The following is a 26,415-nucleotide window of genomic DNA, read 5'->3' as shown; positions in this document are numbered from 1 at the left end:
TCTCAAATACCCATCATGGCGCGCAGCATCTTCTTGTCGGTGGCGCCGCCGGCGAAATCATCAAAGGCCTTTTCCGTCACCCGGATAATGTGGTGCTGGATGAAGGGCGCGCCTTCGGCCGCGCCGTCCTCCGGATGCTTGAGGCAACACTCCCACTCCAGCACCGCCCAGGAATCGTAGCCATACTGGGTAAGCTTGGAGAAGATGCCGCCGAAATCGACCTGCCCGTCGCCAAGCGAACGGAATCGCCCCGCGCGATTGGTCCAGCTCTGATAGCCGGAATAGACGCCTTGCCGCCCCGTCGGATTGAACTCGGCATCCTTGGCATGGAAGGCCTTTATCCGCTCGTGATAGATGTCGATGAATTCGAGATAGTCGAGCTGCTGCAAAAGGAAATGCGACGGGTCGTAGTTGATGTTGCAGCGCTTGTGACCGCCAACCGCATCTAGGAACATCTCGAAGGTTGCGCCGTCGAAGATGTCCTCGCCAGGATGGATCTCGTAGCCGACATCGACGCCGTTTTCGTCATAGACGTCCAGGATCGGCTTCCAGCGTGTGCCGAGCTCGGCGAAGGCCTCCTCGATCAGCCCGGCCGGCCGCTGTGGCCAGGGATAGAGGTACGGGAAAGCTAGGGCGCCGGAAAACGTCACCGAGGCTTTCAGGCCAAGATTCTTCGAGGCCTTGGCGCCGAACTCCATCTGTTCGACCGCCCATTTCTGCCTGGCCTTGGGGTTGTTGTGCACCGCAGGCGGTGCAAAGCCGTCGAACTGGGCATCATAGGCCGGGTGCACCGCCACCAGCTGCCCTTGAAGATGCGTCGACAGTTCGGTGATCTCGACGCCGGCATCCGCGCAGATGCCTTTCACCTCGTCGCAATAGGTCTTGGAAGATGCCGCCTTCTTGAGGTCGAACAGGCGTGCATCCCAGGTCGGGATCTGCACGCCCTTGTAACCGAGACCGGCCGCCCATTTGGTGATCGAGGCCAGCGAATTGAACGGCGCGGTATCCCCCGCGAACTGCGCCAGAAACAGCCCCGGACCCTTCATTGTCGACGGCATCGGCATCCTCCCAATTCATTTTTCCAAGGACCAAGCATAGCGTCTGATGAAAGCAGGGCCAGCCTCTTTGGTCTCTCGTGATGTGCATTCTCGTATCGGCATTCTGGTATTACCAAATACCGAAAATGGGTCAAGCCATTTGACTCACGCACAAAGCTGCTAGGGCATTCCATTTTTGGCGATATATACCAGCATAATCAATACGGTACACAGATGCCGATATCGCATGGCGGCGGTTCTTGCCGCGCGACAAAAATTGCTGTAGACCTCCATTAGGGCCCAATTGGTCGAACCAGTTGCGCAAAAACGCTGGAGCGCCTTGGGGAGGAAACACGCGACGCGCCTTGTGGGGCGCATCGCAGGCGAACTGGCACAGACGAATTCTGGGAAGGATAGACCATGCATCTTTCGACGCACAACTGGATGCGCGCGGAACCGTTGGAGGTGACGCTGAAGCGCATCAAGAAATTCGGCTACGAGTCGATCGAGATTTCCGGCGAGCCCGAGCAATACAAGACCAAGGAGACCCGCGCGCTGCTGAAAGAATACGGCATCCGCTGCTGGGGGTCGGTGACGCTGATGCTGGGCGAACGCAACCTTGCCGCCAGGGACCAGGGCCAGCGCGAACGCTCGGTGCAGTACGTCAAGGACGTGCTGACCATGGTCAGCGAACTTGATGGCGAGATCATAACGCTGGTGCCCGCGACCGTCGGCAAAGTGGTGCCGGACGGCACCGAGGAAGAGGAATGGAAGTGGGTGGTCGACGCCACCCGCGAATGCTTCACCCATGCCAAGAAGGTCGGCGTCAAGATCGCGGTCGAGCCGCTCAACCGCTTCGAGACCTATCTGTTCAACCGCGGCGCGCAGGCGTTGGCCCTGGCCGATGCGGTCAGCCCCGAATGCGGCGTCTGCCTCGACGCCTATCACATCCATATGGAAGAATTTAACGTCCATGACGCGATCCGTCAGGTCGGCAAACGGCTGTTCGACTTCCACGTCGCCGACAACAACCGCTTTGCCGCCGGCCTTGGCCAGATCGATTGGCCACGGATCGTGCAGACGCTGAAGGAAGTCGGCTATGACGGCGCGCTGACCAACGAATTCGTCGCGCCCGTCGACCGCACACCCGCCGCGCCCTATCCCGACATGGTCGACCGGAATCCGGTCGACATTTCTCCCGAACAGCTGAAGTTCATCCAGGATCACGGCTCCAGCGTGCTGACGGAGAAATTCTACACCGACCAGATGCGCATCACGGCCGAAACGCTGCTGCCGCTGATCAAGTAGCCGATCGGGATGCGCATCAAAACGGTCCAGGCGTGGTGGGTCCGCGTGCCGATTGAGGCCGCGAAGCAGCATCGCAGCGACTTTGGCCAGGTGACGACGTTCGACGCCGCCATCCTGCGCATTGAGACTGACGACGGGCTGATCGGCTGGGGCGAGGGCAAGAACGCCGCCGGCAGCGCCGGCAGCTATGGTGCGCTGGTCTACATGCTGAATCACGAGGTCGGGCCGCAGCTGATCGGCCGCGACCCCGCCGACATCGGCATGATCTGGGAGATGCTCTACAACGGCGTGCGCCATGACAGTGCCGCGCGCGCCGGCCATGCCATGCCGCAGCTGGCGCGGCGCGGCATGAGCATTGCGGCAATCAGCGCCGTCGATATCGCGCTCTGGGATATTCTGGGCAAGTCGTTGGGACAGCCGGTGTGGCGGCTCATCGGCGGCCGCAAGCTCGACCGCATGCCGGCCTACGCCTCCGGCGGCTGGGCTGCCGCCGAGGCTATCGGCGAGCAGCTCAAATCCTACATCGCCAAAGGCGGCTTCAAGGCGCTGAAGATGCGCGTCGGCGCCATGGACGGCGCCCCGCACATTTCCGCCGCCCGCGTCCGCGCCGCACGGCAGGCGCTCGGTCCTGACGTCGAGTTGATGGTCGACGCGCATGGCACCTATACGGTGGCCGAGGCCAAGCGCTTCATCAGCCTGGCCAGCGATCTCGACCTCGCCTGGTTCGAGGAGCCTGTTATCGCCGACGACAAGGCTGGTATGGCCGAGGTGCGCGCCTCGGGCTCGATCCCGATCGCCACCGGCGAAAGCGAAGCGACGCGCTACGCCTTCCGCGATCTCGCGGTGCTGAAATCCGCCGACATCTTCCAGCCGGATCCGGCCTTTTGCGGCGGTATCAGCGAGGCGATGAAGATCGGCACCATCGCCAGTGCCTTCAATCTGCGCTTTGCCCCGCATCTGTGGGCCGGCGCGCCATGCTTCTTCGCCGGCCTGCATGTTTGTGCGGCCTCGCCTGCCAGTTTTACCGTCGAATATTCGCTCGGCGCCAACCCGATGATCCACGATCTTATCGAAGAGACTGTCGAAGCAAGGGACGGTATGATAGCGATCCCTGAAAAGCCGGGTCTGGGATTCACCATTTCGGAGCGGTTCCTGGAGGCGCACGCGCAACGCGGTTGACGATGAAAGAAAAGAACCTTCTCGCCGAGCTCGCCGCCTATCTCTTCGCCCATTCGGACAAGGAGACCGGCCGCACGCCTTCGGAGCGCGAACTGGCGGAGCATTTCGTCGTCAGCCGCGGCCAGATCCGCGAAGCGCTGGCCATTCTGGAGGCCATGCGCATCGTCGAGCGCCGCGCCAAATCCGGCATCTATGTCGACACCAGGCAGGCCAGTGTAGAAGCCTTGGCTCTTTTCGCCCGCGCGGGCCTGCCGCTCGATCCGGTGCAGATCTACGAAACCGTCGAACTGCGCAAGATCCACGAGATCAAGGCCGCCGAACTTGCCTGTTCGCGTGCCACCGAAGAGAATTTCGAACGCCTGCGGGAGATCCTGAAAGCCTCGGAGGAGTGCATCGCCGCCGGCGAAGGCCTCGCCAAGGAAGACCGCGAATTCCACCTCGAAATCGTGCGGGCGACCAAGAACGGCGTCTTCCACAATATCTGCAGTGTCTATTACCTGATGGGCGAGCAGCGGCTGCCGATCTACTTCAACGATCCCGAGCGCTCAGTGCGCTCGCATGCCGAGCATATCCAGATCTACGAGGCGCTGCTGCGTCGCGACGGCAATCTCGCCCAGGCGCTGATGAGCGCCCACCTGCAAGGCGCGGAAAGCTACTGGAAGGGGATCATCGAGGGCCGGGAGGCGCAAGCGCAAAGCCTGGCACTTGAGAAGGTCTAGTGCAATTCCAGGAAAGGTGTGAAACGGTTTTTCTGGGAAAAGCGCGCGGCGCTTTCCTTTGAGAATTGCGACTAGCGAGAGCCCCATGCCCAGAATCCTGTCGACGCACACGCTGCACCCGCGTGCCTCCGCCATGCTGGCGGGCGCCGGCGAACTCGTCGTCGCCTCAGCGCTCGATGCGGCAACGCTGACCGCCGAGGCGAAGCATGCCGACGTCATCATCGTTCGCGCACCGCTGCCGCCGTCGCTGTTCGAAAACGCCACGAAACTCAGAGCAGCGGTCCGCCACGGCGCCGGGCTCGACATGGTGCCGATGGAGGCCGCGGCCGCGGCCGGCGTGCTGGTCGCCAACGTGCCGGCGGTCAATGCGCGTTCGGTCGCTGAATATGTGATGTTCGCGGCCCTTGCCCTGCTTCGGCGCTTCCGTTCGGTCGACCGCGACTTGCGCGCCAAGGGCTGGAATGCCGGCCGCGACCACGCCAGCCATGCCAGCGAGCTTGCCGGCAAGACCATCGGCATCATCGGCTTCGGCGCCATCGGTCAGGCGGTCGCCCATATCGCCGCGCACGGCTTCGGCCTCGACGTCGTGGCGACGACCCGCAGCATGCAGCCGGCACCAGACAGGATCGGCTTCCTGTCGATCGATGCGCTGATCGAACAGAGCGACATCATCGTGCTCTGCTGCCCGCTGACGCCGGAAACGCGCGGCCTGATCAGCCGCGAACGCATTGCCCGCATGAAGCCGGACGCGCTTTTGATCAACATTTCGCGCGGACCGGTGATCGATGACGAGGCGCTGATCGAGGCCTTGCGCCAAGACCGGATCGGCGGCGCCGCACTCGACGTCTTTGCCACGCAGCCGCTGCCGGCAAACCATCCCTATTTCGGTTTCGACAATGTTATTGTCACCCCGCATATGGCGGGGATTACCGAGCAATCGATGATGCGCATGGGCGTGGGCGCGGCCGGCGAGACCTTGCTGGTGCTGGCCAACCGGCTGCCTGTCAATCTGCGCAATCCCGACGTGGTCGAGCATTACCGCAGACGGTTCCCGGCGGACGCGTGAACCATGTCCGGTTTTCGCTTCGCATCTCTGGTTCTCGCAGTGTCGTCGATCGTGGCCTTACCTTCGCTCGCGGCGGCACAAAGCAGCGATTATGTCTATTGCAGCAATGGGATCGTCTGCATGATGGCGCCCTGCCCGTCAGGCAATGCGCTGGATCTGACCACCGGCAATGTCGTTAAAGGCGTGGAGCTCAACACTACGGAATTGCCGCCGCTGGACAGATCGGCACCTGACCTCTCCGACAAGCTTTATGCTGGAAAACTCGTCGTCCGAGGATCGATCCAGCATCGCGGCCAGCCGAACGATCCGCCGATGCTGGTCGTTACCAAAATCGAACGCTCCTCCAAGAAAAGCGAGCGCAAGCGCTGCGCGGCACGTTGACTGCCGACCTACGGCTCGCTGCCTATCGGAGCAGCCGCTCGATTTCAGCCGCGATGCGCAGCAGGTGGTGGTCATGGCCATTGCGCGCCACCAGCATCAGCCCGGCCGGCAGCGTCATGCCGGGCATCGGCAGCGAGATCGCGCAGAGGTCGAACTGGTTGGCGACCTGGGTGTTGCGCAGCAGCAGACCTTCAGTGCGTTCACGCAGAGCCGTATCCTCGGCCATCGAAACGATAGTCGGCGCTGTCACCGGCGTGGTCGGCAGAGCCAGCACATCGACCGAACCCAACCGCTCGTCCATGGCTATGCACAGTGCCGCGCGACGACGCATTGCCCTGATATAAACCGGCGTCGGTATGGCCGCCGCCCGCGACAGCGGCCCGCTGACATGGGGATCGACCGGCACCGATGCGCCCGTCGCCAGCCAGTCGGCATGGATTTCAGCACCTTCCATGGCCGCGATCGAGCCGCGTTTGGTGGCCAGGCGCAGATCGGCAATGAGGTCGTCGATCGAAATGTCCGTGAGCCACGCGCCTGCCTGCTCGATCCCGGCAAGGCTGCGATCGAACGCGGCGGCAATCTCCGTTTCCGTGTCTTCGAAAAGCAGGCCGCGCGGAATGCCGACACGAAGCCCGGCAAGCGCTAACGGCAGGTGCAGTTGCGGCATCTGCTCGCCCGTCATCGCGGCGTCAGCCAGGGCACACGCAGCAACACTCAGCGCCAGCGGCCCGATCGAATCCAGCGTCGCAGAAAGGGGATAGGCACCAGTCAGCGGCACGCGCCGCGCCGTCGGCTTGAAACCGACGACGCCGTTCAGCGATGCCGGGATGCGCACCGAACCGCCGGTGTCGGAGCCGATGGAAATGTCGCTCGTCCCCTCGCCAACGGACACGGCGGCGCCCGACGACGAACCGCCCGGAATGCGGCTGGTGTCGGCGGCATTGCCCGGTGTGCCGTAGTGCATGTTGTCGCCGATGGCGGTGAAGGCGAATTCGGTCATGTTGGTCTTGCCGATGATGACGGCGCCGGCCTGGCGCAGACGGTTGACGACCGCAGCGTCGTGCCGACGGGGCGCGGTGTCCCTCAGCATCAGCGACCCGGCCGTGGTCGGCTCGCCGGCGACATCGAACAGATCCTTGATCGAGATGATGGCGCCGTCGAGCGGCCCGAGCGATACGCCGGCCTTCTTGCGCGCATCGGTGGCCTCGGCCGCTGCGCGCGCCGCCTCGGCATAGAGTTTGGTGAACACCTTCTCGCCTGCCGCGCAATTGGCAAGACGTGACAGGATGATCTCGAGACGATCGCGGATTGATTGCATGTCGATGTCGGATTCCGTCAAGGTGGAGCGTCTTTAAGGCATATGGGCCGCTAGGTCAGCGGAAGGAATAGCCCGGACAGCGTGCCTTTGCACCTGCCAGCGATAGGAAGGGACTGATGCTGTACAAAGGCAGCTGCCACTGCGGCAAGGTTGCGTTCGAATTCAAGGCGCAGCTGACCGGCGCCGTGCGGTGCAATTGTTCGATCTGCTCGCGCAAGGGCGCGCTGTTGGCCGCCGTCCCGCATGACAGCCTGACGGTGCTGGCGTGGGGCGACGATCTCGGCACCTACACATTCGGCAATCATGCAATGGCGCATCGCTTCTGCCGCACCTGCGGCATCCATCCCTTTGCCGAGGATGTCAGTCAGGGCAGCGAACGCAGCGCCTACATCAACCTCAACTGCGTCGCCGATTTCGATCCCACCGGCCTGCCGGTCTTCGACTTCGACGGCCGCGCGGTCTGACCCTACGGTGGCCTCTCACCACAAAAGCAACGCCCCGAAAACCTTGATAGTTCTCGGGCCCGCTGCTTCAGCCAAGGATGGCTATCGGCTATTCGACGCGCTTAGGGCCGCGCGCGAACACAACGATCGCCGCCAGCAAGGTCGCAGCGCCACAATAGGCGAAGGCGCTGGCCACACCGGCATTGTCGACCACCAGGCCGCCGAAGACGGCGCGTTTCTGGCGCTCGCCGTTTCTTGCGTCTTTCCCGCTCGCGCCTTTGCCCTCGAGGACAGCTATCTCCCGGCCGACAAGATCCCCTATGTCGCCGAAGTGCCAGACCAGCCGCATCGCCTTGGCCCGTTGTGGGGCGAGCGGGCCAAAGGTCCGGCGGGCACCTTGCTCAAAGTTCCCGGCAATTGGCGCGCGCCGGTTCATGCGCACACCGCCGACTATCGCGCAGTGGTCATCAAGGGACTATGGGCACATTGGCAAATGGACGGCGGCGAAACGACCAAGATCGAATTGCCTCCAGGGTCCTACTGGACCCAGAAGGCCAACGAGATGCACGACGACGCCTGCCTGTCGGAGACGGAGTGCGTGATCCTGCTGATCAACGACACGCCTTACGAGACCTACTTCCAGAAATAGTCGGACGACCGCCTGCAGATTTTCGCAGGCGGATTAGCGCCGCGTGAGTCTGCAGGAGAGCCTATCCGGCGTTCCGCAAGCTCACGCCGCTGCCTTGTCGAACAGCACCACCTTGTCCGCGTTCCAGGCAAAGCGCACCGATTGCTCGATCGCCACATCGGTCCGCGCCGGCACGGTAGCGCGCAGCGTGGTGTCGCCGACCCGCAGAGTCAGGATCTTTTCCACGCCATGGTTCTCGACATCGTAGACGCGCGCCTCGACCGGCGCGCCGCTCTCGAGATAGACGTCCTCGGGACGGACGCCGAAGACGAGCGGGCGCCCTTCCGTTGCCGCACCAGTCTTCGCCCCTCCAAAACCCTTGGCTCCTCCTGAAAGCGGCAGCTCGAAATTCATCGGCGCCATCACCGCGCGGTTGTTGACCAACCGGCCGTCGATGAGGTTCATCGGCGGCGAGCCGACAAAGCTCGCCACATAGGTGTCGCGCGGATTGTTGTATATCTCGTGCGGCGTCCCGGTCTGGACGATGCGGCCATGGTTGAGCACGCCGACCTTGTCGCCCATCGACATCGCCTCGATCTGGTCGTGGGTGACGAACAGGAAGGTGGCGCCGAGCTGTATCTGCAAGTTCTTCAGTTCCGTGCGCAGCGCCTCTCGCAGTTTGGCGTCGAGCGCCGACAGCGGCTCGTCCATCAGGAATACGCGCGGCTTGCGCACGATGGCGCGGCCGATCGAAACGCGCTGCATCTCGCCGCCGGACAGACGATCGGTCTTACGGTCGAGCAGATGCTCGATCCGCAGTGTCTTGGCGGCGCGGTCGACCCGGTCTTTGATCTCGGCGTCGGGTCCTCCGGTCAAGCCGGAGGATGACGGCGTGAGAGTTGAGAGGGCGACGCACACCGACCGTCGCGGACGGGCGCGAGCGCGACCTGCCGGATAGCGTCAGCTGCTGATCATCGCGCTGTCTTGTTGAGAGCGGTGACGATCAGCGCGAGAATCACCGCCGCGGCGGCGATTTCCCACACGAAAGCCTGCTTGTAGAAAGGCGGCGTGGCGAGCTGCGCCTTGCCGGCGAGAGTGTTGGGGTCCGGTGGATTGAGGAAGAAGACGCCGTAGAGATGCGCCGCCGTGATCGATACCAGCAGCGCAATGCAGAAGACCAGCGCCACGACCAGCGCTACGGTCACCACACTGCGCACCTTGACGCCCGGCTGGGCCAACGGCAGCAGGTTGTTGATGAGCCCGGCAAGCACCACGAGACCGCTGCCGACCGCGTACAGGCCGATGGAAAAGGGTTGAAAGATCAGCACCAGCGCCAAGACGCCGAGGCCAATGATGAAGAGCTCGAGGCGGAACGCGCCGGCGCGGCTCATGCCGGAAGAACTGTCGCTCATGACCGCACCGCCTTTCCGGCGCCATCGAAGACATGGGTTTGCCTGGGATCGGGGCGTAGATTCAGCGCCTCGCCGACCTTGACCCACTGGCTTCTCGTCACCACGACGCGGATGTCGGCGCCTGCCGCCGTGCGGGCATGAATAAGGGTTTCGGCGCCCATGGGCTCGATGAGCTCGGCTCTGGCGGAGATGGTGCCACGGTCCCCCGTATCGGTCACGGTGAAAGCACGGGGGCGGACACCGATCGTCACCTTGCCGGGCTGCAGGCGCGCGACCGCCGCGTCCGTGCGGATCGCCAGACTAATGCCGGCCACGGTCATGTCCGCCGTGCCATCGGCGAAGGCCTTGAGGTCGGCCTCGAGAAGATTCATCTGCGGCGTGCCGATGAAGCTCGCCACGAAAGCATTGGCGGGCTTGGCAAATACCTCGTGCGGTGAGCCGACTTGCTCGATCAGGCCGTCCTTCATGATGGCGATGCGGTTGGCCATGGTGAGCGCTTCGAGCTGGTCATGGGTCACGATCACGGTCGCTTTGGAGAGGCCCTGCAGCACTTCCTTGATCTGGCCACGCATGGTTTGGCGCAGTTCGACATCGAGACGCGACAAGGGCTCGTCGAAGAGGAAGCAATTGGGGTCGCGGACGATGGCGCGGGCCATGGCGGCGCGCTGCTTTTCGCCCTCGGATATCTGGTTCGGCAGCCGGTCGAGAACGTGCTCCAAGTGAAGGATCGCGGCGACGCGGTTGACGCGGGCAGTCCGCTCAGCCCCGGAAATGCCGTCATGATAGAGCGGGAAGGCGATGTTCTCGGCGATCGATGCCGACGGGTAGAGCGCGTAGAACTGGAACACCATGGCGATGTCGCGCTTTTCGGGCGGCAGTTTGTTCATCACCTTGCCGGCGACGACGACCTCGCCGTCAGTGACGCTTTCCAGCCCGGCGATGACGCGTAAGGTCGTCGTCTTGCCACAGCCGGACGGGCCGAGAAGGCAGACGACCTCACCGGCGGCCACCGACAGGTCAACGTCCTTGACCGCGGTGAAGGAGCCGAAGCGCTTGGTGACTTTGCGGAGTTCGATGGTTGACATCTCAGCGCTTCACCGTGCCGAAGGTAACACCGCGCAACAGATGGTTTTGCAAGAAGAAGGTGACCAGGAAGACTGGGACGAGGAACAGGGTTTCGATGGCGGCAAGCAAAGTCCAGTCGGTGCCGCGTCCACCCGACGACACGGCCTGGTTCATGGCGACCGGGACCGTCCTCGTGTCGGGCCCCGAGAGCAAGAGGGCGAAGAGGAACTCGTTCCAGGTGAGGATCAGGCCGAACACGAACGTGGCGGCGAGCCCGGCAATGACCTGGGGCAGGCAAATCTTGAAGAACACCCGCATTCCGGACGATCCGTCGAGGCGGGCGGCATCCTCGACGTCTGGCGACAATTCATCGAAGAAGCTCTTCATCATCCAGATGGTGAAGGCCAGGTTGAAGGCGGTGTAGAGCATGATGATGCCGAGATACGAGCCCGACAGGCCCACTACGCGGAACATCAGGATCACCGGAATGATCACCACAATCGCCGGCAGCATGCGCGTGGTCAGGATGATGAACAGGTAGGTGTCATTGCCTTTCAGCGGATAGCGCGAGAAGCCGAAGGCCGCCAGGGTGCCGATGACCAGCGCCAGCAGCACCGAAGCCGAGGCGATGAAGATCGAGTTGAAGAAATAACGGTCGAATCCTGTCGCTTCCGGGGCACCGCCCGACGTCATCGAGCGAGAAAAGACGGACCCAAAATTTTCGAGCGTGGGCTTGAACACAAAATGATCCGGAATCAAGCCGAACAGCGACGTGGGCGACAGCGTCGGAGGCACCAGAAGCGCGTCGCCCTGCGGTTTGAAGGCGGTGAATATGATGAACAGCACCGGCAGAAAATAGATAAAGGCGACGACGGCCACGGCGAGCGTCCGCCCCCAGCCGGCCTCGTCTACTCCGCTGGCCCTGCGGAAGCCGAGCTTTCCCAATATCGATTCGGTCACGGGTTAGGCTCCCTGCGTACGGCGGTTTGCGAGGTACAGGTAGAGGTTGGTGAGAACGATCACCATGAACAGCATCAGATAGGAGATCGACGCGCCCTCACTCGTCTTGTTCTGCTCGTTGGCGATGCGGATCAAGTGATAGGAGATCGTCAGCGTGTCGTTGCCGCCCTTGGTGAGGAGGATGACGAGATCCGCCAGCTTGAATGCCTCGATGGTGCGGAAGAGAAGGGCCAACATCAGAAGGCCGCGGATGTAGGGGAAGGTGATCATCCAGAATTGCCGCCAGCTGGAAATACGGTCGATGGCAGCGGCCTCGTAAAGGTATTTCGGCACCGAGACGAGGCCCGCCAGCACAAGGAGCATGACGAAGGGCGACCACATCCATGCGTCGGCGAAAACGATTCCCGCCACGGCACCGACTTTGTTGCTCATCAGGATGAACTGGTTGCCGGAGATGGAATTGATGACGTAGCTGAGAATCCCGAATGTCGGGTCATAGTAGTAGGTGAAGAACACGCCAGAGGCGACAACCGAAAGCATCATCGGTGTCAGCACCAGGATCAACAAATACTTGCGCAGCGGAAATTGCTTGGCGAACAGGATGGCCAGCAGAAAGCCGACGATCATCTGCGCGGAGACGGTGAACACGACGAACATGGCGGTATTGATCAGCGCGCCCCAAGTCGCGTGAGCAGCGAGATCGTTGGTAAGGATCCGGATGTAGTTCCCGAGTCCGACGAAGCGGATCGTCTGCTGGTTTGCCTGGTAGGCGAAGAACGAAAGGCCCAGCGACCACAGCAGGGGGAAGATATTCATCACAAACAGAACGGCGATTGCCGGAGCGACCAGCAAGGCGCCGAAGTAGTGGCGGCGATACGCGTTGACGGTAAATGCGGCCGCGACCAACGCCACCGCGGCGCCCACCACCCAGAAGGAGACAGCCGCAGGCAAGCCCGCCATTGATATGGCCGACACGACGACAGCGACAGCGATGGCGAGTTTCCAGTTGTGGGCAACAACCGCGGTAAGGCGTGGTGTCAGCAGCGTGCTTGAAACAGCGGTCATGGGAGTCCGAAATATGGAGCGCCTGAAGTGGCAATGACGGGGAGCGGCTTTTGCCCGCTCCCCGCAGCTATGTCGGAAGGTTACTGGATAAGACCATCGTTCTTCAGGAGGTCCTCCTGGAACTTGGCGATGTTATCCAAGGTGGTCTTGGCGTCCTGCTTGCCAGTGATGGCTAGGTCGTACTGGTCCTGCTGCTGGGTGAGCAGTTCGAAGAACTGCGGCACGTGCCACATGTCCTTCTGCCAGTCGAGCGAGTTCGCCCAGGCGCGGTCCCACGGACGATAGGTCACATACTTCGGATCGCTGTAGACCGACTTGATCGCGGACTGGCCGCCGCCGGCGGCGAACTGGTGCTGGATATCAGGCGAGAGCCACCACTTCACGAAGCCAACCGCTTCCTTGATTTGCTCAGGCGTCGTCCAGGTGGTGAGAACGAAAGGCTGTCCGCCGATCTGTGACGTACGATTCACCTTGCCGTCGGCACCGCGCAGGCCTGGCGCCAATCCGAACACCAGCTTGTCGGCAACCTTCGACGTCTTGGGATCGAGCGAGGCTTCGGCGAGACCGATCCAGTCGATGTTCATGGCCACCTTGCCTTCACGGAACAACTGGTCCGAGACGAAGATGTCCATGGTGCCGGTCTTGACCACCGGCGGCATGAACTTCAGCAATTTGAGGAAATGCTCCATGCCCTCGATGGACTTCGGGGAGTTTACGACGCCTTCGGCATGTCCGGTCGGGGCCTTGGTTTCATCCCAGATGCCGCCGCCATGCTCCCAGACGAACGTGTGGACCGAGCTCGTCGAGAAGTCGTAGCCTTTGCCTGCCTGATAGGCGATGCCATAGAAATCGTCATCCAGCACCTGGCCGGCGAGCTTGTCGCCCTTCTTGCGCTGGAAGAATTCGCCAACATGCTCGAACGTGTTCCAGTCCATGGCGTCGATTTCTTCGCCGGTGCAGGGCAGCTTCTCATTGTACTTCGCCTTGTAGGCGGCCTGCTCGTCGTTGTTGCAGAGCACGTCCTTGCGGCCGTAGGTGACCAGCACGTCCGGGAACTGCGGGAAGCCGTAGTAGTTCGGCGTGCTGTTGGGATAGGTCGAGTAGGCGTTGAGCACGGCGGGATGCATCGACTCCATCGTCGCCTTGAGTTCCGGGTCGGCATCGATGAGATCGTTGATCTTGCGGAAGTAGCCGCCTTCGACGAAGGCGCCCAGCCACTGCGAGTCCGACACGATGAAGTTGTACTTCTTTTCGCCCGAGGTCAACGAGGCGTTGACGCGGGTGTAGAAATCCGGCCACGGAATGAAGTCCACATCGAGCTTCACAGTATTGCCAGACTTCGGCTTGTACTGCTCGTCGAAGAACTTCTTCATAATGCGGGTCGGGGGCCAATCCGGCACCGCCATCGTCAACGTCACTTCTTCGGCAGAGGCATAGGTCACGCCTCCCACCAGTAGTGTGGCAGCGAAGCTTGCGGCTGTCGCTAGCCCTTTCAGTTTGGTCATCGCCGTCATTCGCGTTTCCTCCCTTGGTTAACCGGATTGCTTCTCGCCGTTCGAGTCAGGTCATTGCCTGGCCGCTCGCGGCGCGGAAGACGTGGATTTTCCTGTTATCGATGGCGATCGATGCCGAATCGCCGGTCCTGATGCTGGCGGCGATCGCTTCCGGCAGCACAATGCGCAACATCTCGCCGCCGGCCTCGACCGAGACGATCGTTATGTCGCCGAGCGGTTCGACCAGATGCACCTTCGAGGCAACCCCGGCTTCGCCCTTGGCGGCGAGCCGAATGTCGCTCGGGCGAATGCCGATCAGCGCGGCCTCGTTGGCATCGGCAGTCTTTGGCGCCGTCGCCGGAACCAGAGTCCCGAGCGGCGTGTCGAAAGATCTGGTGTCGGCGCGCACCGAGGCCGTGAACAGATTCATGTGCGGCGAGCCGATCTTGCTGGCGACATAGGTATTGATCGGCTGCTCGTAAAGCTCGTCTGGCGTGCCGATCTGGACGATGCCCCCATCGCGCATGACGGCGATCGTCTCGCCCATCGAGAGAGCCTCGATCTCGTCGGGCGTGGCATAGATCACGGTCATGCCGAACTGGCGGTGCAGCCGCTTCAGCTCGGCGCGCGTCTCGTGCCGAAGCTTGGCGTCGAGATTGGTGAGCGGCTCATCGAGCAGAAGAATCTTTGGCCGGCGGATCAGGGAGCGGCCGAGCGCGACGCGCTGCTGCTCTCCGCCGGACAGGGTTGCCGGCTTGGCCTTCAGGCGGTGTGTCAGCTTCAGGATCTCGGCGGTCTCTTTCACCCGTTTGTCAATCTCGGCGCGCGCGGCTTTCTCCTCGCGCAGCGGGTAGGCGAGATTGTCATAGACCGTGAGGTGGGGGTAAAGCGCGAAAGACTGGAAGACCATCGAGATGCCTCGGCCGGCGATCGGCGCATGGGCCATGTCGCGGCCGCCGATCTCAAGCGTGCCGGAGTCGGCCTGGACGAGGCCGGCGATAGTGCGCAGCGTCGTCGTCTTGCCAACGGAGCTCGGCCCGAAGAGTACGAAGAAGCGGCCTTCGTCGACGGCGAAGCTCAGGTCGTTGATGGCGCGCACGGATCCATAGGCCTTGCTGAGCCCATCGAGGCGCAGCGCAATCCCCTTGCCGTCACTGGCGCGAGGCGACGTCTGCGTCACGATGCGCCACCTCGTGCGGACGGAACACGCGCCATCCGTATGATTCTCCTCGCCCTGCCGAAATGGACTGCGGCTGTCATTCTCGATCCGCCTTTTCTTTCCTGATCTGGTATTACCAATTTTGGATAGCCGTCAAGCTCTTTCTTGGATCGCTATCGGAGCTTGCATAACCGGATTCTTCATGTATCCGACTGTTTTCCCTGAATTTTCCTACTCGTTGATATAGGAGAGCCTTGTTTCGGCACTGCCATCCCGGTTAACATCAATAGTGGGCATCCAAATCTGGTCGAACCAGATTGGCGCTATTTCGCCAATGCCGCTGTCGGGGCCGCATCGATTTCAGCCGTTGATTGCGCCACTGCGGCGCGCACAAGGGCGCCCGCCGCCCATTGCGCGACCGACCGCATGCCGCGGCTATCGAGCTCCCATATATCCTTCAGCACGATCAGCACTTCGACGCCGAACATCATCGACAGCGCCTGTGCCAGTCGCTTGAACTCGCGCGGCGGCAGCCGGCCCTTGAGCGGTGCGATGGCGTCCTTCAGCAGCTGGACGCGATGTCCGCGCGTGAATTGCGGTTCGCCGTCCAACGTGCCCGCCTGCCGCTGCGCCCATTGGTCGAGCGACAGTTTCAGCGCCGCCTTGAAAGTTGCCTCGAAAGCCTCGATGCGCGGCATGGCGGTGTCGAACAGTTCGGCGACGCGGCGCCCGGCATCGGTGGACGTCGATTGCCAGGTCAGGATCGGCCCAAGCCCCTCGTCGACCACCGCCTGCACCAGGGCTGCCTGGCTTGGGAAATAGCGATAGGCGGTGGCGCGCGACACTTGCGCCGCCTCCGCGACTTCGCTGACAGACGGGGTGACGCCCGCCTGCATCAGCCGCGTCGCCGTCTCCAGCATCAGCCGTTTTGTGCGGGCCCGCGGGCCGCGTTCGGCAGCCTCGTTGGCGTCGTCGTTCCCAGCGGCTTGTTGACGTGAGACTTCCATGTCAATACGATACGCGCGTCTCAAAAAATTGCAATGACCTTTGCCTACCGAAAGGCCGGCAAAGGGCGACAGGCGGCCCGGCGCCGGTCGGCCGGTGACGGGAGAAACGCGATGAAGCGCATCTACGTGGTGGGCACAGCCGACACCAAGGGCGAGGAACTTGCCTTCCTGGCCGATGCTATTGCCGCCACCGGCAGTTCGGTTGCCCGCGTCGACATCGGAACGCGCGGTGCCACGGTGCCGGTCGATATCCCGGCCAGCGAGGTCGCGGCGCATCATCCGGGTGGAGCCAGTGGCGTGCTCGGCATCGATGATCGCGGCACGGCAGTGGCCGGCATGGGCGCCGCCTTCACCAGTTTCATTCAGTCGCGCGACGACATATCAGGCGTGATCGGCATTGGCGGCGGCGGCGGCACGTCGATCATCACTGCCGGCATGCGCGCGCTGCCGCTTGGGCTGCCCAAGATCATGGTCTCGACGCTCGCCTCCGGCGACACCGCGCCCTATGTCGACGTCTCCGACATCATCATGATGCCATCGGTCACCGATATGGCGGGACTGAACCGGCTGTCACGCGTCGTGCTGCACAATGCGGCGCAGGCAATCGCCGGCATGGCCGCCAGGCCGGCGCCGACTGCCACCGGCAAGCCGGCACTCGGGCTCACCATGTTCGGCGTCACCACGCCTTGCGTGACCGCCATCGCCGACCAGCTGCGCGCCAACTACGACTGCATGGTCTTCCACGCCACCGGAACCGGCGGCCGCTCGATGGAGAAGCTCGCGGACTCGGGCCTGCTCGCCGGCGTCATCGACATCACCACGACGGAAGTCTGCGACCTGTTGTTCGGCGGCGTGCTGCCGGCGACGGAAGACCGCTTCGGCGCTATCGCCCGCACCAAGCTGCCCTATGTCGGCTCGGTCGGCGCGCTGGACATGGTCAATTTCTGGGCGCCGCCGACCATTCCCGAGAAGTTTAGGGGCCGGCTGTTTTACGAGCACAATCCCAACGTCACGCTTATGCGCACCACGGCGAATGAATGCCGCGGCATAGGCGAGTGGATCGGCACCAGGCTCGCTCGCTGCGACGGCCCTGTGCATTTCCTGATCCCCGAAAAAGGCGTCTCGGCACTCGACATCGAGGGCGGCGCCTTCTTCGACCTCGAAGCCGACGCCGTGCTGTTCGATGCCATCGAGCGCACCATCAGGCCGAGCGCCACGCGCCGCGTCACACGCCTGCCGTTGCACATCAACGATCCGGAATTTGCCAAAGCCGCAACCGCGGCCTTCCTCGACATCGCCAGATAGTGAGAGTCAACAAATGCCCGCAATACCGCGCAAAGACATATTGAAGAAGTTCAAGGCGATGATCACCGACGGCGTGCCCATCGTCGGCGGCGGCGCCGGCACCGGCTTGTCGGCGAAGGCCGAGGAAGCCGGCGGCATCGACCTCATCATCATCTACAATTCCGGCCGCTACCGCATGGCCGGGCGCGGCTCGGCTGCCGGCCTGCTCGCCTATGGCAACGCCAACGAGATCGTCAAGGAAATGGCCTACGAGGTGCTGCCGGTGGTCAAAAAGACGCCGGTGCTGGCCGGTGTCAACGGCACCGATCCCTTCGTCATCATGCCGCTGCTGCTTGCCGAGCTGAAGACGATGGGCTTTTCCGGCGTGCAGAATTTCCCGACCATCGGCCTGTTCGATGGCAGCATGCGCCAGAGTTTTGAGGAAACCGGCATGGGCTTCGGGCTGGAGGTCGACATGATCGCCGAGGCGCACAAGCTCGATCTTCTGACCACGCCCTATGTCTTCAACCCCGACGAGGCGCGCGCCATGACAAAAGCCGGCGCCGACATCGTCGTTGCCCATATGGGGGTGACGACCGGCGGCTCGATCGGAGCCACGTCGGCCAAGTCGCTCGACGACTGCGTGGTCGAGATCGACGCCATCGCCAACGCGGCGCGCTCGGTGCGCAAGGATGTCATCCTGCTTTGCCATGGCGGGCCGATCTCGATGCCGGATGATGCCCGCTACATCCTCGACAGCTGCAAGGGCCTGCACGGCTTTTATGGCGCGAGTTCGATGGAACGGCTGCCGGCTGAAGCCGCGATCGCCAGGCAGACGGCGGATTTCAAGGCCGTCACGCCGCACGACCAGAAGAAAAAGAAGGGATGAGATCATGACCGACAAGAGCAAGGTGTTCGTATACCCGAAGGACGTGAGCGCCTTCGGCTTTGACTGGGGCAAGCTGTCGCTGACGGTGGCGCCTGAAGTGAATGGCGCTGAGCGCTTTTCCGGCGGTGTCGTCGACCTGCCCTCAGGCAAGGGCCATACGCGCCACAACCATCCCGGCGCGGAAGAGATCATCTTCGTCATCTCAGGCAATGGCGAGCAGATGGTCGAGGACGAGGAGGGCAATCCGGTCGTCGCCAACGTCGGCCCCGGCTGCACCATCTATGTGCCGGAAAGCCGTTTCCATTCGACGCTGAATACCGGCGATGGGCCGATGCAGCTCTTCGTCGTCTATTCGCCGGCCGGACCGGAACTGGTGCTGCGGGAGCTGCCGGATTTCAGGCTGATCCCGGCGGGGAAGTAATCGCGAAAGGCCCCCTTCATCCGGCCGCTTCGCGGCCACCTTCTCCCCGAGGGGAGAAGAGGCAGAAGCCAGCGCCGGCGCAAACTCCTCTCCCCTCGGAGAGAGGTCGGATAGCCCCGAATTGCCCTTCGCAATTCGGATGGCAATCCGGGTGAGGGGGTAGCGCCGAGCTAGGCTATCCCACCTCTATTCCACCCCCGTGCCCGATCCCCAAACATCACATACCCCGCATCCGTCACCGCCAGCGTATCCTCCAGCTTGATGAACCCCCGCGTCGGGTGAAGCATGGTCGTCTCCACCGACAGCACCATGTTTGTCTCCAGCGGCTTGGCGGCATAGGTGCCTTCATAGGTCACCGGATGGTTGGTCATCAGGAACGGAGCCTCATGCGTGATCAGCCCCATGCCATGGGCGAAGAAATCCGTATAGGGCGCGACCTTGGAGGCCTTCAGCACGCCCTCGGCATGCGAAATCATATCGCCGCCGACGGTGCCTGCGCTCACCTTCGAGAACGCCGCCTGCTGCACTGTCTCGACCTCGGCCAACAGATCTTCCAGTTCGGCATCCGGTTCGCCCAGAATGCCCATGCGGCAGAGATCGCCAATATAGCCGTGATAATTGCCGCCGGAATCGATCGACAGCACCTCGCCCTTTTTCCACGCCTGCGGTGACGCCGCGCGGTTGTGGCTGGCACCCAGCGTCAGCAGGCAGTATTCGAAATGCGCGCCGCGATTGGTTTCCTCGCGCCTGAGCTGCTCGATCATCTCGGCCTTGGTCGTGCCTTCATGCGCCCACCGGATGGTCGCCAGCATGGAATCCGTGATCAGCTCGGAGGCAATACGCAGCTTTTCCAGCTCGGCGTCCGTCTTGATGGCGCGCATGCTCTCCAGCATGCCGGTCGCGTCGATCAGCCTGGCATCCGGTAACGCCCTGCGGATCAGCGCATAGGCGTCCGACGGCAGGAAGGCCGGCTCGATGCCGATGCGGGCGCCGGCCTTGCCGATCTTGCTGATGTGCTCGACCGCAAGATTGGCAGCATCGAGCGTGCCCCAGCAGGCGGCATGCAGCGTCGGCGTCCAGAACGGGCTGTTCTGGTGCTCGGCGCCTTCCATGCGGTTGCCGATATAGGCGGCATGACCGGGCCCGCCCTTTTCATAGAGGACGACAGGCAGGTAACGGCTATGGCCGATCGCATCCATGGCGGCAAAGAAGATGAACCTGTAGCCGCCGAGCAGATACTGCGTGTTGTGCTTGGACGTCGCGAGCAGAACATCGATACCGGCCTCTTCCATCAGCCGGTCGACCCTCGCCTGGTCGAACGGGATATTGCTGACGGCGCTCTTGCCCGGGGCAATGTTCATTGTTCTCTCCCTGATTTCCGTGGGATCGCCGGTCGTGTAGCGGCCGATCCCTTGGCTTTCGATCAAATCTGCACCATTTTGCTCACTCTGGTCCAGCCAGAAACAAGGAAAATAGCTTCAGCAGGCAGTCACCAAGTCGTCATCGCTGCACATCAAGGCAATCTGGTCCTACCAGAATACCAGAATGAAAGGGCCACCTCTAACTGGTCCAGCGGACGAAAATTTCAAAGCCAAGCAAAGATGCGCCAATTCCGTCTCTGGCGAAACCCTTGGCAAGGGCCATAATCGCCGCGAGGATGCTGGCGGGTGCCGCCAGCTTCGAGGGGTGCGCCCATCTGGTCGCGGAGAGGACGGAGGTTGATCATGTCGGATATTTCCAGACGCACGCTGCTTGGCGGCTCAGTTTTACTGCTGGCCTCCACCGCCATGCCCACATTCAGCTGGGCGCAGACGCCGAAGAAGGGCGGCCGCCTCGTGCTTGCCGCCGATTCCGAGCCGCGCAACCTCAATCCGGCCATCGTCGCCTCCAACGGCGTCTTCTTCATCTCCAGCAAGATCGTCGAAACGCTGGCCGAAGCCTCGTTCGAAGGCAAGGACGGACTGGAACCGCGCCTTGCGCTCTCCTGGGAAGGTGCTGCCGACGGGCTGTCGGTGACCTTCAAACTGCGCGACGGCGTCAAGTGGCATGACGGCAAGCCGTTCACCTCGGCCGACGTCGCCTTCTCGGCGCTGCAGATCTGGAAGCCGCTGCAAAATCTCGGCCGCACCGTGTTCAAGGATCTGGCCAGCGTCGACACCCCTGACGATCTAACCGCCGTGTTCAAATTCGCCAAGCCGACGCCGTTCCAGCTGATCCGCAACGCCTTGCCGGCGCTGTCGAGCGTGGTGCCGAAACATATCTACGAAGTCGGCAAGATCGAGGACAACCCGGCCAACAACGCGCCCATCGGCACGGGACCGTTCGAGTTCGGCGAATACAAGGCCGGCCAGTATTACAAGCTGACCAGGAATGCCGATTACTGGGCCAAGGACGAGCCGTATCTCGACGAGATCATCTATCAGGTGCTGCCCGACCGCACGTCGGCTGCAGCGGCGCTCGAGGCCGAAGAGATCCAGCTCGCCGCCTTCTCCGCCGTGCCGCTCGCCGATCTCGACCGCATCTCCAAGGTGCCGGGCCTGAAGGTGATCTCCAAGGGCTATGAAGGGCTGACCTATCAGCTCGTCGTCGAGATCAACCATCGTCGCAAGGAACTGGCCGACGTGAAGGTCCGCCAGGCGATCGCGCATGCCATCGACAAGGACTTCGTCGTCAAGACGGTGTTCCTCGGCTATGCCGCCACCGCCACCGGCCCGGTGCCGAAGAACGATCCGCAATTCTACACTGCCGACGTGCCGATCTATCCATTCGACGTCGCCAAGGCCAACGCCTTGCTCGACGACGCGGGGTACAAGCGCGCCGATGACGGCAAGCGTTTTGCGCTGAAACTCCTGCCGGCACCCTATTTCAACGAGACGAAGCAGTTCGGCGACTATCTGCGCCAGGCGCTGGCGGCAATCGGCATCGACGCCGTGATCGTCAACAACGACTCGGCCGCGCACATCAAGGCCGTCTACACCGACCACACCTTCGACCTCGCCGTCGGCCCGCCGGTGTTCCGCGGCGACCCGGCGATCTCGACCACCATCCTGGTGCAGAGCGGCATTCCCGACGGCGTGCCGTTCTCCAACCAGGGCGGCTACAAGAACGCCGCGCTCGACGCGCTGATCGCCAAGGCTTCGGAGACGCTGGATACGTCAGCGCGCACCGACCTCTACAAGGAATTCCAGAAACAGGTCGCGGCGGACCTGCCGCTGATCAACGTCGCCGAATGGAGCTTCATCAGCGTCGCGCGCGATACCGTGGGCAACATCGCCAACAACCCGCGATGGGCGGCGTCGAACTGGGCGGACACCTATCTGGAATCGTGACACATTTGCGCGGATGAAAGTTCGCAAAGAAATTGGTGTGAAGGCATGGCGTAGGGCCGCGTTTCGTCACACCGCACCTCTCCCGACTGGCGCAGCGCTATGCCTTTCCCATGACCCGCGCCCTCACCCTCATCCGCCGTCGCCTCGTCGGCAGCATCTTCGTGCTGCTGATCGTCATCATCGGCACATTCCTCCTCCTGGAAGCTGCCCCCGGTGACGCGGTCGACGCCTACATCGTCTCGACCGGCGGCGACGCCGGCATGATCGAATTGCTGCGTCATCGCTGGGGCCTCGACCAGTCCGAGCTGACACGGCTCGCGAACTATCTCTGGGCGCTGCTGCATTTCGACCTCGGCCAGTCCGTTACCTTCTCGCGGCCAATTCGCGATGTTATCCTGGAACGCCTGCCGACGACACTGCTCCTGATGGTGACCGCCACCGCGCTCTCCTTCGGTTTGGGCTCGGCGCTCGGCATCTACGCCGGCGCCAGACCCGGCAGCTTTCGCGACTGCTTCCTGTCGATCGGCTCGCTGGCGCTTTATGCCGTGCCGGGTTTCTGGCTTGGCCTGGTGCTGATCGTCGTCTTTGCCGTCGACCTGCGCTGGCTGCCGATCGGCGGCATCGAGAGCCTGGCCTCGGACAAGACCGGTTTTGACCGCGCCACCGACATCGCCGTCCACCTCGTCCTGCCGGTTTCCGCGCTCGGCTTCATCTATCTCGCGCTCTATCTGCGCATGATGCGCGCCGGCATGGCCGAGGCGTGGCGGCAGGATTTTGTGCTCGCCGCCCGCGCCAGGGGGCTGTCACGCCGCCGCATCGTGCTCGCCCATGTCGCCCGCAACGCGCTCTTGCCGCTGGTCACCATGCTCGGCCTGCAATCGGCGCAGATGCTGGGCGGCAGCGTCGTCATCGAAAGCGTCTTTGCCGTGCCCGGGCTCGGCCGGCTGGCGCAGGAAGCGGTCGCTTCGCGCGACACGCCGCTGCTGCTCGGCATCATCCTCACCAGCGCCGTCCTCGTCATTGCCGTCAACCTTGCCGTCGACATCGCCTACGCCTTCCTCGACCCGCGCGTCGGCGCCGGCGAGGCCAGCGCGTGAGCGCGCTGCCGCGGTTCCTGCGCCGGCCGGAAGCGGTCGCCGGCGCGATCATCCTGGCGCTTCTGTTCGCCATGGCGCTGTTTGCGTCGCTGCTCTTCCCCGGCNTCCTGGCGCCTCTGTTCGCCATGGCGCTGTTTGCGTCGCTGCTCTTCCCCGGCGACCCGCAGGCCATTGCCGGACCAGCACTGCTGCCGCCCTTCCAGGACTGGTCGCTGCCGCTCGGCACCGACCGGCTCGGCCGTGACGTGCTGGCCGAACTGTTCCACGGCGCCCGCACCTCGCTGGCGGTCGGCCTGGCGGCGGCAGCGGCGGCACTCTTCATCGGCGCGGTCGTCGGCACGCTGGCCGGCTTTGCCGGCGGCCTTGTGGACGAGGGGCTGATGCGCATCACCGATGCCTTCCAGACCGTGCCGAGTTTTCTCCTGGCGCTGGCCTTCGTCAGCGTCGTCGGGCCGTCGCTCGGCGTCGTCGTCACGGCAATAGCGCTTGGCGCCTGGACCGGACCGGCGCGTGTAGCGCGCGCCGAAGTGCTGTCGATCCGCGAGCGCGATTACGTCGCCGGCGCTCGCGTCATCGGCATGCATCCGCTTGAGATCGCTTTTCGCGAGGTGTTGCCCAACGCGTTGCCGCCGGTGCTGGCCTTGTCCTCGGTGATCGTGGCCGCCGCGATCCTCACCGAGGCAGCGCTGTCCTTCCTCGGTCTCGGCGACCCCAATCGCGTCACTTGGGGCGGCATGATCGCCGAGGGCCGCACTGTGCTGCGCACCGCGCCCTTTCTGTCGATCGTTCCGGGCATCGCCTTGGTGCTGACCGTGCTTGGCGTCTATCTCACCGGCGAAGGCGTGGTCGAAACGACGGCGGTGCGGAGGAGCCTGTCGTGACCGCACTGGCTGAGATACGCGATCTGTCAGTGCGCTATCGGCGAGATGGCAGCGAGGTGACGGCGCTGAAGGGGGTCAGCCTGGATGTTATTGCCGGCGAGCGGCTGGCGATCATTGGCGAAAGCGGTTCGGGCAAGAGCACGCTGGCGCTGGCGGTGGCTGGACTGCTGCCGGCGAGCGCCAAGATTGAAGGGCATGTCAAGTGGCAATTTCAGGCGCCGCGATCCTTCCCACCCCCCTCTGTCCTGCCGGACATCTCCCCCGCAAGGGGGGAGATCAGCAGCTTTGCCCACGGCTTCCCTTCTGCAACGTTCGTGGTTGGCGAAGGCGGAGATGAGAGAGCAATCTCCCCCCTTGCGGGGGAGATGTCCGGCAGGACAGAGGGGGGTGTGACGGAACGCCGACCTCTCAAATTAACCGAGCCCAGCACGCTCCCCCTTCCCGGTCGCGACATTGGTTTCGTCTTCCAGGACCCCTCCGCCAGCCTCGACCCCGTCATGACCGTCGGCAAACAGATCGCCGAAGTCGCCCGCACCCACCTCGGCCTCGACTGGCCACAAGCTTACGCCAAAGCCAAAACCCTGCTCCAACGTGTCCGGCTGCCCGACCCACAAACCGCCATGCGTGCTTTCCCGCACCAGCTCTCCGGCGGCCAGAAGCAGCGCGTTGCTGTTGCCGCGGCCATTGCAGCCGGTCCGAAACTGCTGATCGCCGATGAGGCGACCAGCGCGCTGGACACCATTGTGCAAGCCGAAATCGTCAGCCTCATTCGGCAACTGGTGGCGGAGGACGGCATGACGCTGCTGTTCATCAGCCACGACATCGCGCTGGCCGCCGAACTCGCAGAGCGTATCGCTGTATTCCGGAACGCCGAACTGATCGAACTCGGCCCGACGGAGCAAATCATAAACGCCCCGCGCCATGCCTATACGCGAACGCTGCTCAACGCCCATCTCGGCCTCGACGCCGATCCGCTGCTACGACGGGCGCCGGCATGAACTTGCTCACCGTCTCCGGTCTTACCAAGCGATACCGTCGTGGCGGCAAGGCCATCGCGGCCGTCGACGGTGTCTCCTTCGCCATCGAACCCGGCGAGACGCTGGCGCTGGCCGGGCCCTCCGGCAGCGGCAAGTCGACGATCGCGCGGCTGGTGCTTAGGTTGATCGAGCCCGACGCCGGCACCGTCCAATTCGAAGGCGATGACTTTCTGCTCTTGAAGGGTGCGGCCCTGCGCACCAAGCGCGCGCGCCTGCAAATGGTGTTCCAGGATCCGCTCGCCGCGTTCAACCCGCGCGCCACGGTGGCTCGCGTGCTTGACGATCCCTTGCGCATCCATGCCATCGCTTCCCGCGCCGAGAGGCCGGCCCGCATTGCTGCCTTGCTGGATCGCGTCGGGCTGGCAGCCGATCTCGCCCCGCNTCTCCGGCGGCCAGCGCCAGCGCGTCGCCATCGCCCGAGCCATCGCGACCAAACCGTCGCTGATCGTGCTCGACGAGGCGGTGTCGGCGCTCGACGTTTCGGTCCGCGGACAGATCCTTGAGTTGCTGCTCGACCTGCAAGCCAGGGAACGGATCGCCTATCTCTTCATTTCGCATGATCTCGGCGTCGTACGGGCCATCGCCCACCGCGTCGTTCTTCTCAACGCCGGGCGGATCGCCGAGAGCGGCGACCCCCGCAACGTAGTCGACGCGCCGCAATCGGCAATCGGCAAGGCGCTGGTTGCGGCGGCGCCAAGATTGGACAGAAGCAGCAGGCAAGTACCATGACCGAACCAGAAGCCAGAGCCGAAAAACTCTCGCGCGAACTCGATTCCGCCTTCCGCAACCGCGCCGATCTCTACCGTCTGTTTCTCGACGAGCTGACCGGCGAACTCGGCGCGGAAAAGGCCGAGGCGATCATGATCCGCACCATCGAGCAGCGCGGCAAGGAGGTGGCGGCGGCCGCCTTCGCCCGTTTCGGACCTAACGACGCGCCGGCCATCGGCGAGGCATTTTTGGCCGTCAGCCCGGATGGCGGCCTGATGTATCCGACCGATGTCGAGCGCGGGCCGGACCACATCGCCTTCAAGGTGAAGCGTTGTCCGCTGAAGGACGCCTGGGTCGAGGCCGGTGTCGGTGATGAAAAACTCGCCACGCTCTGCCGCATCGCCGGCGCTTTCGACCGTGGTCTGTTCGAGGCAACGGGCGTGCGCTTCGACAATGTCACCTGGACGCCGGGCCACGGCCCCGGCTGCTGCCACATCGCGCTGACCAACAGGGATGCCGCCGGATAGCC

25 protein-coding genes and 2 pseudogenes are annotated in these 26,415 nt (G+C 63.3%); 16 read left to right on the top strand and 11 right to left on the bottom strand.

Annotated elements, in window-relative coordinates; genetic code table 11:
* Positions 1 to 2: 2 nt before the first annotated feature.
* Positions 3 to 1,058 (bottom strand): sugar phosphate isomerase/epimerase, encoded by a 1,056-nt coding sequence (locus X730_RS151895; protein ID WP_023754226.1) that lies wholly within the window; start codon positions 1,056 to 1,058, stop codon positions 3 to 5.
* A 399-nt stretch (positions 1,059 to 1,457) separates the two neighbouring features.
* On the opposite strand from X730_RS151895, the gene X730_RS151900 reads away from it, so the two are divergent.
* The 5 genes from X730_RS151900 (at position 1,458) to X730_RS151920 (ending at position 5,690) form a co-directional block, all read left to right on the top strand.
* On the top strand, positions 1,458 to 2,345 hold the full coding sequence (locus X730_RS151900) for a sugar phosphate isomerase/epimerase (protein WP_023669836.1): 888 nt from the start codon (positions 1,458 to 1,460) through the stop codon (positions 2,343 to 2,345).
* A 9-nt stretch (positions 2,346 to 2,354) separates the two neighbouring features.
* The gene (locus tag X730_RS151905; protein WP_023686624.1) at positions 2,355 to 3,524 is read left to right on the top strand and encodes a mandelate racemase/muconate lactonizing enzyme family protein; all 1,170 of its coding nucleotides are present in this window, start codon (positions 2,355 to 2,357) and stop codon (positions 3,522 to 3,524) included.
* 2 nt (positions 3,525 to 3,526) lie between these two features.
* Positions 3,527 to 4,243: a FadR/GntR family transcriptional regulator gene (locus X730_RS151910; protein WP_023686625.1), complete on the top strand. Its 717-nt coding sequence runs from the start codon at positions 3,527 to 3,529 to the stop codon at positions 4,241 to 4,243.
* 85 nt (positions 4,244 to 4,328) lie between these two features.
* A complete protein-coding gene (locus X730_RS151915) occupies positions 4,329 to 5,309 on the top strand; it encodes an NAD(P)-dependent oxidoreductase (protein ID WP_023686626.1) in 981 nt (326 codons plus the stop codon).
* A gap of 3 nt (positions 5,310 to 5,312) precedes the next feature.
* Complete coding sequence (locus tag X730_RS151920; protein WP_023692018.1) at positions 5,313 to 5,690, top strand: hypothetical protein; 378 nt, start codon at positions 5,313 to 5,315, stop codon at positions 5,688 to 5,690.
* 22 nt (positions 5,691 to 5,712) lie between these two features.
* Here the strand turns inward: X730_RS151920 and X730_RS151925 are convergent, their stop codons facing one another.
* A complete protein-coding gene (locus tag X730_RS151925; protein WP_023826317.1) occupies positions 5,713 to 7,008 on the bottom strand; it encodes an amidase in 1,296 nt (431 codons plus the stop codon).
* Positions 7,009 to 7,124: 116 nt separating this feature from the next.
* Between X730_RS151925 and X730_RS151930 the strand changes: the two genes are divergently transcribed.
* A complete protein-coding gene (locus tag X730_RS151930; RefSeq protein WP_023826316.1) occupies positions 7,125 to 7,472 on the top strand; it encodes a GFA family protein in 348 nt (115 codons plus the stop codon).
* A gap of 217 nt (positions 7,473 to 7,689) precedes the next feature.
* A complete protein-coding gene (locus X730_RS0133710; RefSeq protein WP_031196894.1) occupies positions 7,690 to 8,100 on the top strand; it encodes a DUF4437 domain-containing protein in 411 nt (136 codons plus the stop codon).
* Positions 8,101 to 8,161: 61 nt separating this feature from the next.
* Here the strand turns inward: X730_RS0133710 and X730_RS01000000164445 are convergent.
* The 8 genes and pseudogenes from X730_RS01000000164445 to X730_RS151960 form a co-directional block, all read right to left on the bottom strand.
* A pseudogene (locus tag X730_RS01000000164445) lies at positions 8,162 to 8,934 on the bottom strand (ABC transporter ATP-binding protein); the annotation flags it as partial.
* Between the two features lie 116 nt (positions 8,935 to 9,050).
* Complete coding sequence (locus X730_RS151935; protein WP_023728570.1) at positions 9,051 to 9,491, bottom strand: hypothetical protein; 441 nt, start codon at positions 9,489 to 9,491, stop codon at positions 9,051 to 9,053.
* Positions 9,488 to 10,576, bottom strand: a complete 1,089-nt coding sequence (locus tag X730_RS151940; protein ID WP_023733630.1) for an ABC transporter ATP-binding protein — start codon at positions 10,574 to 10,576, stop codon at positions 9,488 to 9,490. Before X730_RS151940 ends, X730_RS151935 begins: the two co-directional genes overlap by 4 nt.
* Position 10,577: 1 nt before the next feature.
* Entirely contained in the window at positions 10,578 to 11,516 is a 939-nt protein-coding gene (locus X730_RS151945) for a carbohydrate ABC transporter permease (RefSeq protein WP_023728572.1), read from the bottom strand.
* Positions 11,517 to 11,519: 3 nt separating this feature from the next.
* Entirely contained in the window at positions 11,520 to 12,581 is a 1,062-nt protein-coding gene (locus X730_RS0133700; RefSeq protein WP_023835039.1) for a sugar ABC transporter permease, read from the bottom strand.
* 80 nt (positions 12,582 to 12,661) lie between these two features.
* Positions 12,662 to 14,095, bottom strand: a complete 1,434-nt coding sequence (locus X730_RS151950; RefSeq protein ID WP_023728574.1) for an ABC transporter substrate-binding protein — start codon at positions 14,093 to 14,095, stop codon at positions 12,662 to 12,664.
* A gap of 46 nt (positions 14,096 to 14,141) precedes the next feature.
* On the bottom strand, positions 14,142 to 15,254 hold the full coding sequence (locus X730_RS151955) for an ABC transporter ATP-binding protein (protein WP_031196893.1): 1,113 nt from the start codon (positions 15,252 to 15,254) through the stop codon (positions 14,142 to 14,144).
* Between the two features lie 302 nt (positions 15,255 to 15,556).
* Positions 15,557 to 16,240, bottom strand: a complete 684-nt coding sequence (locus X730_RS151960) for a TetR/AcrR family transcriptional regulator (RefSeq protein WP_023826313.1) — start codon at positions 16,238 to 16,240, stop codon at positions 15,557 to 15,559.
* A gap of 111 nt (positions 16,241 to 16,351) precedes the next feature.
* Between X730_RS151960 and X730_RS151965 the strand changes: the two genes are divergently transcribed.
* The 3 genes from X730_RS151965 to X730_RS151975 are packed head-to-tail and all read left to right on the top strand — an operon-like array spanning position 16,352 to position 18,834.
* Positions 16,352 to 17,545: a Tm-1-like ATP-binding domain-containing protein gene (locus X730_RS151965; protein WP_023826312.1), complete on the top strand. Its 1,194-nt coding sequence runs from the start codon at positions 16,352 to 16,354 to the stop codon at positions 17,543 to 17,545.
* 13 nt (positions 17,546 to 17,558) lie between these two features.
* Positions 17,559 to 18,413, top strand: coding sequence for a phosphoenolpyruvate hydrolase family protein (locus tag X730_RS151970; RefSeq protein ID WP_023826311.1), 855 nt, complete (start codon positions 17,559 to 17,561; stop codon positions 18,411 to 18,413).
* 4 nt (positions 18,414 to 18,417) lie between these two features.
* Complete coding sequence (locus X730_RS151975; protein ID WP_023826310.1) at positions 18,418 to 18,834, top strand: cupin domain-containing protein; 417 nt, start codon at positions 18,418 to 18,420, stop codon at positions 18,832 to 18,834.
* A 170-nt stretch (positions 18,835 to 19,004) separates the two neighbouring features.
* On the opposite strand, the gene X730_RS151980 is transcribed toward X730_RS151975, so the two are convergent.
* Positions 19,005 to 20,195 (bottom strand): Xaa-Pro peptidase family protein, encoded by a 1,191-nt coding sequence (locus X730_RS151980; protein WP_023826309.1) that lies wholly within the window; start codon positions 20,193 to 20,195, stop codon positions 19,005 to 19,007.
* Between the two features lie 363 nt (positions 20,196 to 20,558).
* Between X730_RS151980 and X730_RS151985 the strand changes: the two genes are divergently transcribed.
* The 6 genes and pseudogenes from X730_RS151985 to X730_RS152005 all read left to right on the top strand — a co-directional run bounded on the left by X730_RS151985 (position 20,559) and on the right by X730_RS152005 (position 26,413).
* A complete protein-coding gene (locus X730_RS151985; protein WP_081731578.1) occupies positions 20,559 to 22,163 on the top strand; it encodes an ABC transporter substrate-binding protein in 1,605 nt (534 codons plus the stop codon).
* Positions 22,164 to 22,273: 110 nt separating this feature from the next.
* On the top strand, positions 22,274 to 23,260 hold the full coding sequence (locus X730_RS151990) for an ABC transporter permease (RefSeq protein ID WP_023826307.1): 987 nt from the start codon (positions 22,274 to 22,276) through the stop codon (positions 23,258 to 23,260).
* Positions 23,257 to 24,141, top strand: coding sequence for an ABC transporter permease (locus tag X730_RS151995; RefSeq protein ID WP_023826306.1), 885 nt, complete (start codon positions 23,257 to 23,259; stop codon positions 24,139 to 24,141). Before X730_RS151990 ends, X730_RS151995 begins: the two co-directional genes overlap by 4 nt.
* A complete protein-coding gene (locus tag X730_RS152000) occupies positions 24,138 to 25,139 on the top strand; it encodes an ABC transporter ATP-binding protein (RefSeq protein ID WP_023826305.1) in 1,002 nt (333 codons plus the stop codon). The genes X730_RS151995 and X730_RS152000 overlap by 4 nt, the downstream gene beginning before the upstream one ends.
* A pseudogene (locus X730_RS01000000164440) lies at positions 25,136 to 25,907 on the top strand (ATP-binding cassette domain-containing protein). The gene X730_RS152000 and the pseudogene X730_RS01000000164440 overlap by 4 nt, the downstream one beginning before the upstream one ends.
* Positions 25,904 to 26,413, top strand: a complete 510-nt coding sequence (locus tag X730_RS152005) for an L-2-amino-thiazoline-4-carboxylic acid hydrolase (protein WP_023704257.1) — start codon at positions 25,904 to 25,906, stop codon at positions 26,411 to 26,413. Before X730_RS01000000164440 ends, X730_RS152005 begins: the two are co-directional and overlap by 4 nt.
* The last annotated feature ends 2 nt before the right edge of the window (positions 26,414 to 26,415 follow it).

Source organism: Mesorhizobium sp. L103C131B0, assembly GCF_000502275.1.
In the GTDB taxonomy this organism is placed as follows: Bacteria; Pseudomonadota; Alphaproteobacteria; order Rhizobiales; family Rhizobiaceae; genus Mesorhizobium.
Note: the sequence above shows the minus strand (reverse complement) of the source record. Positions and strands in the feature narration are given on the sequence as shown.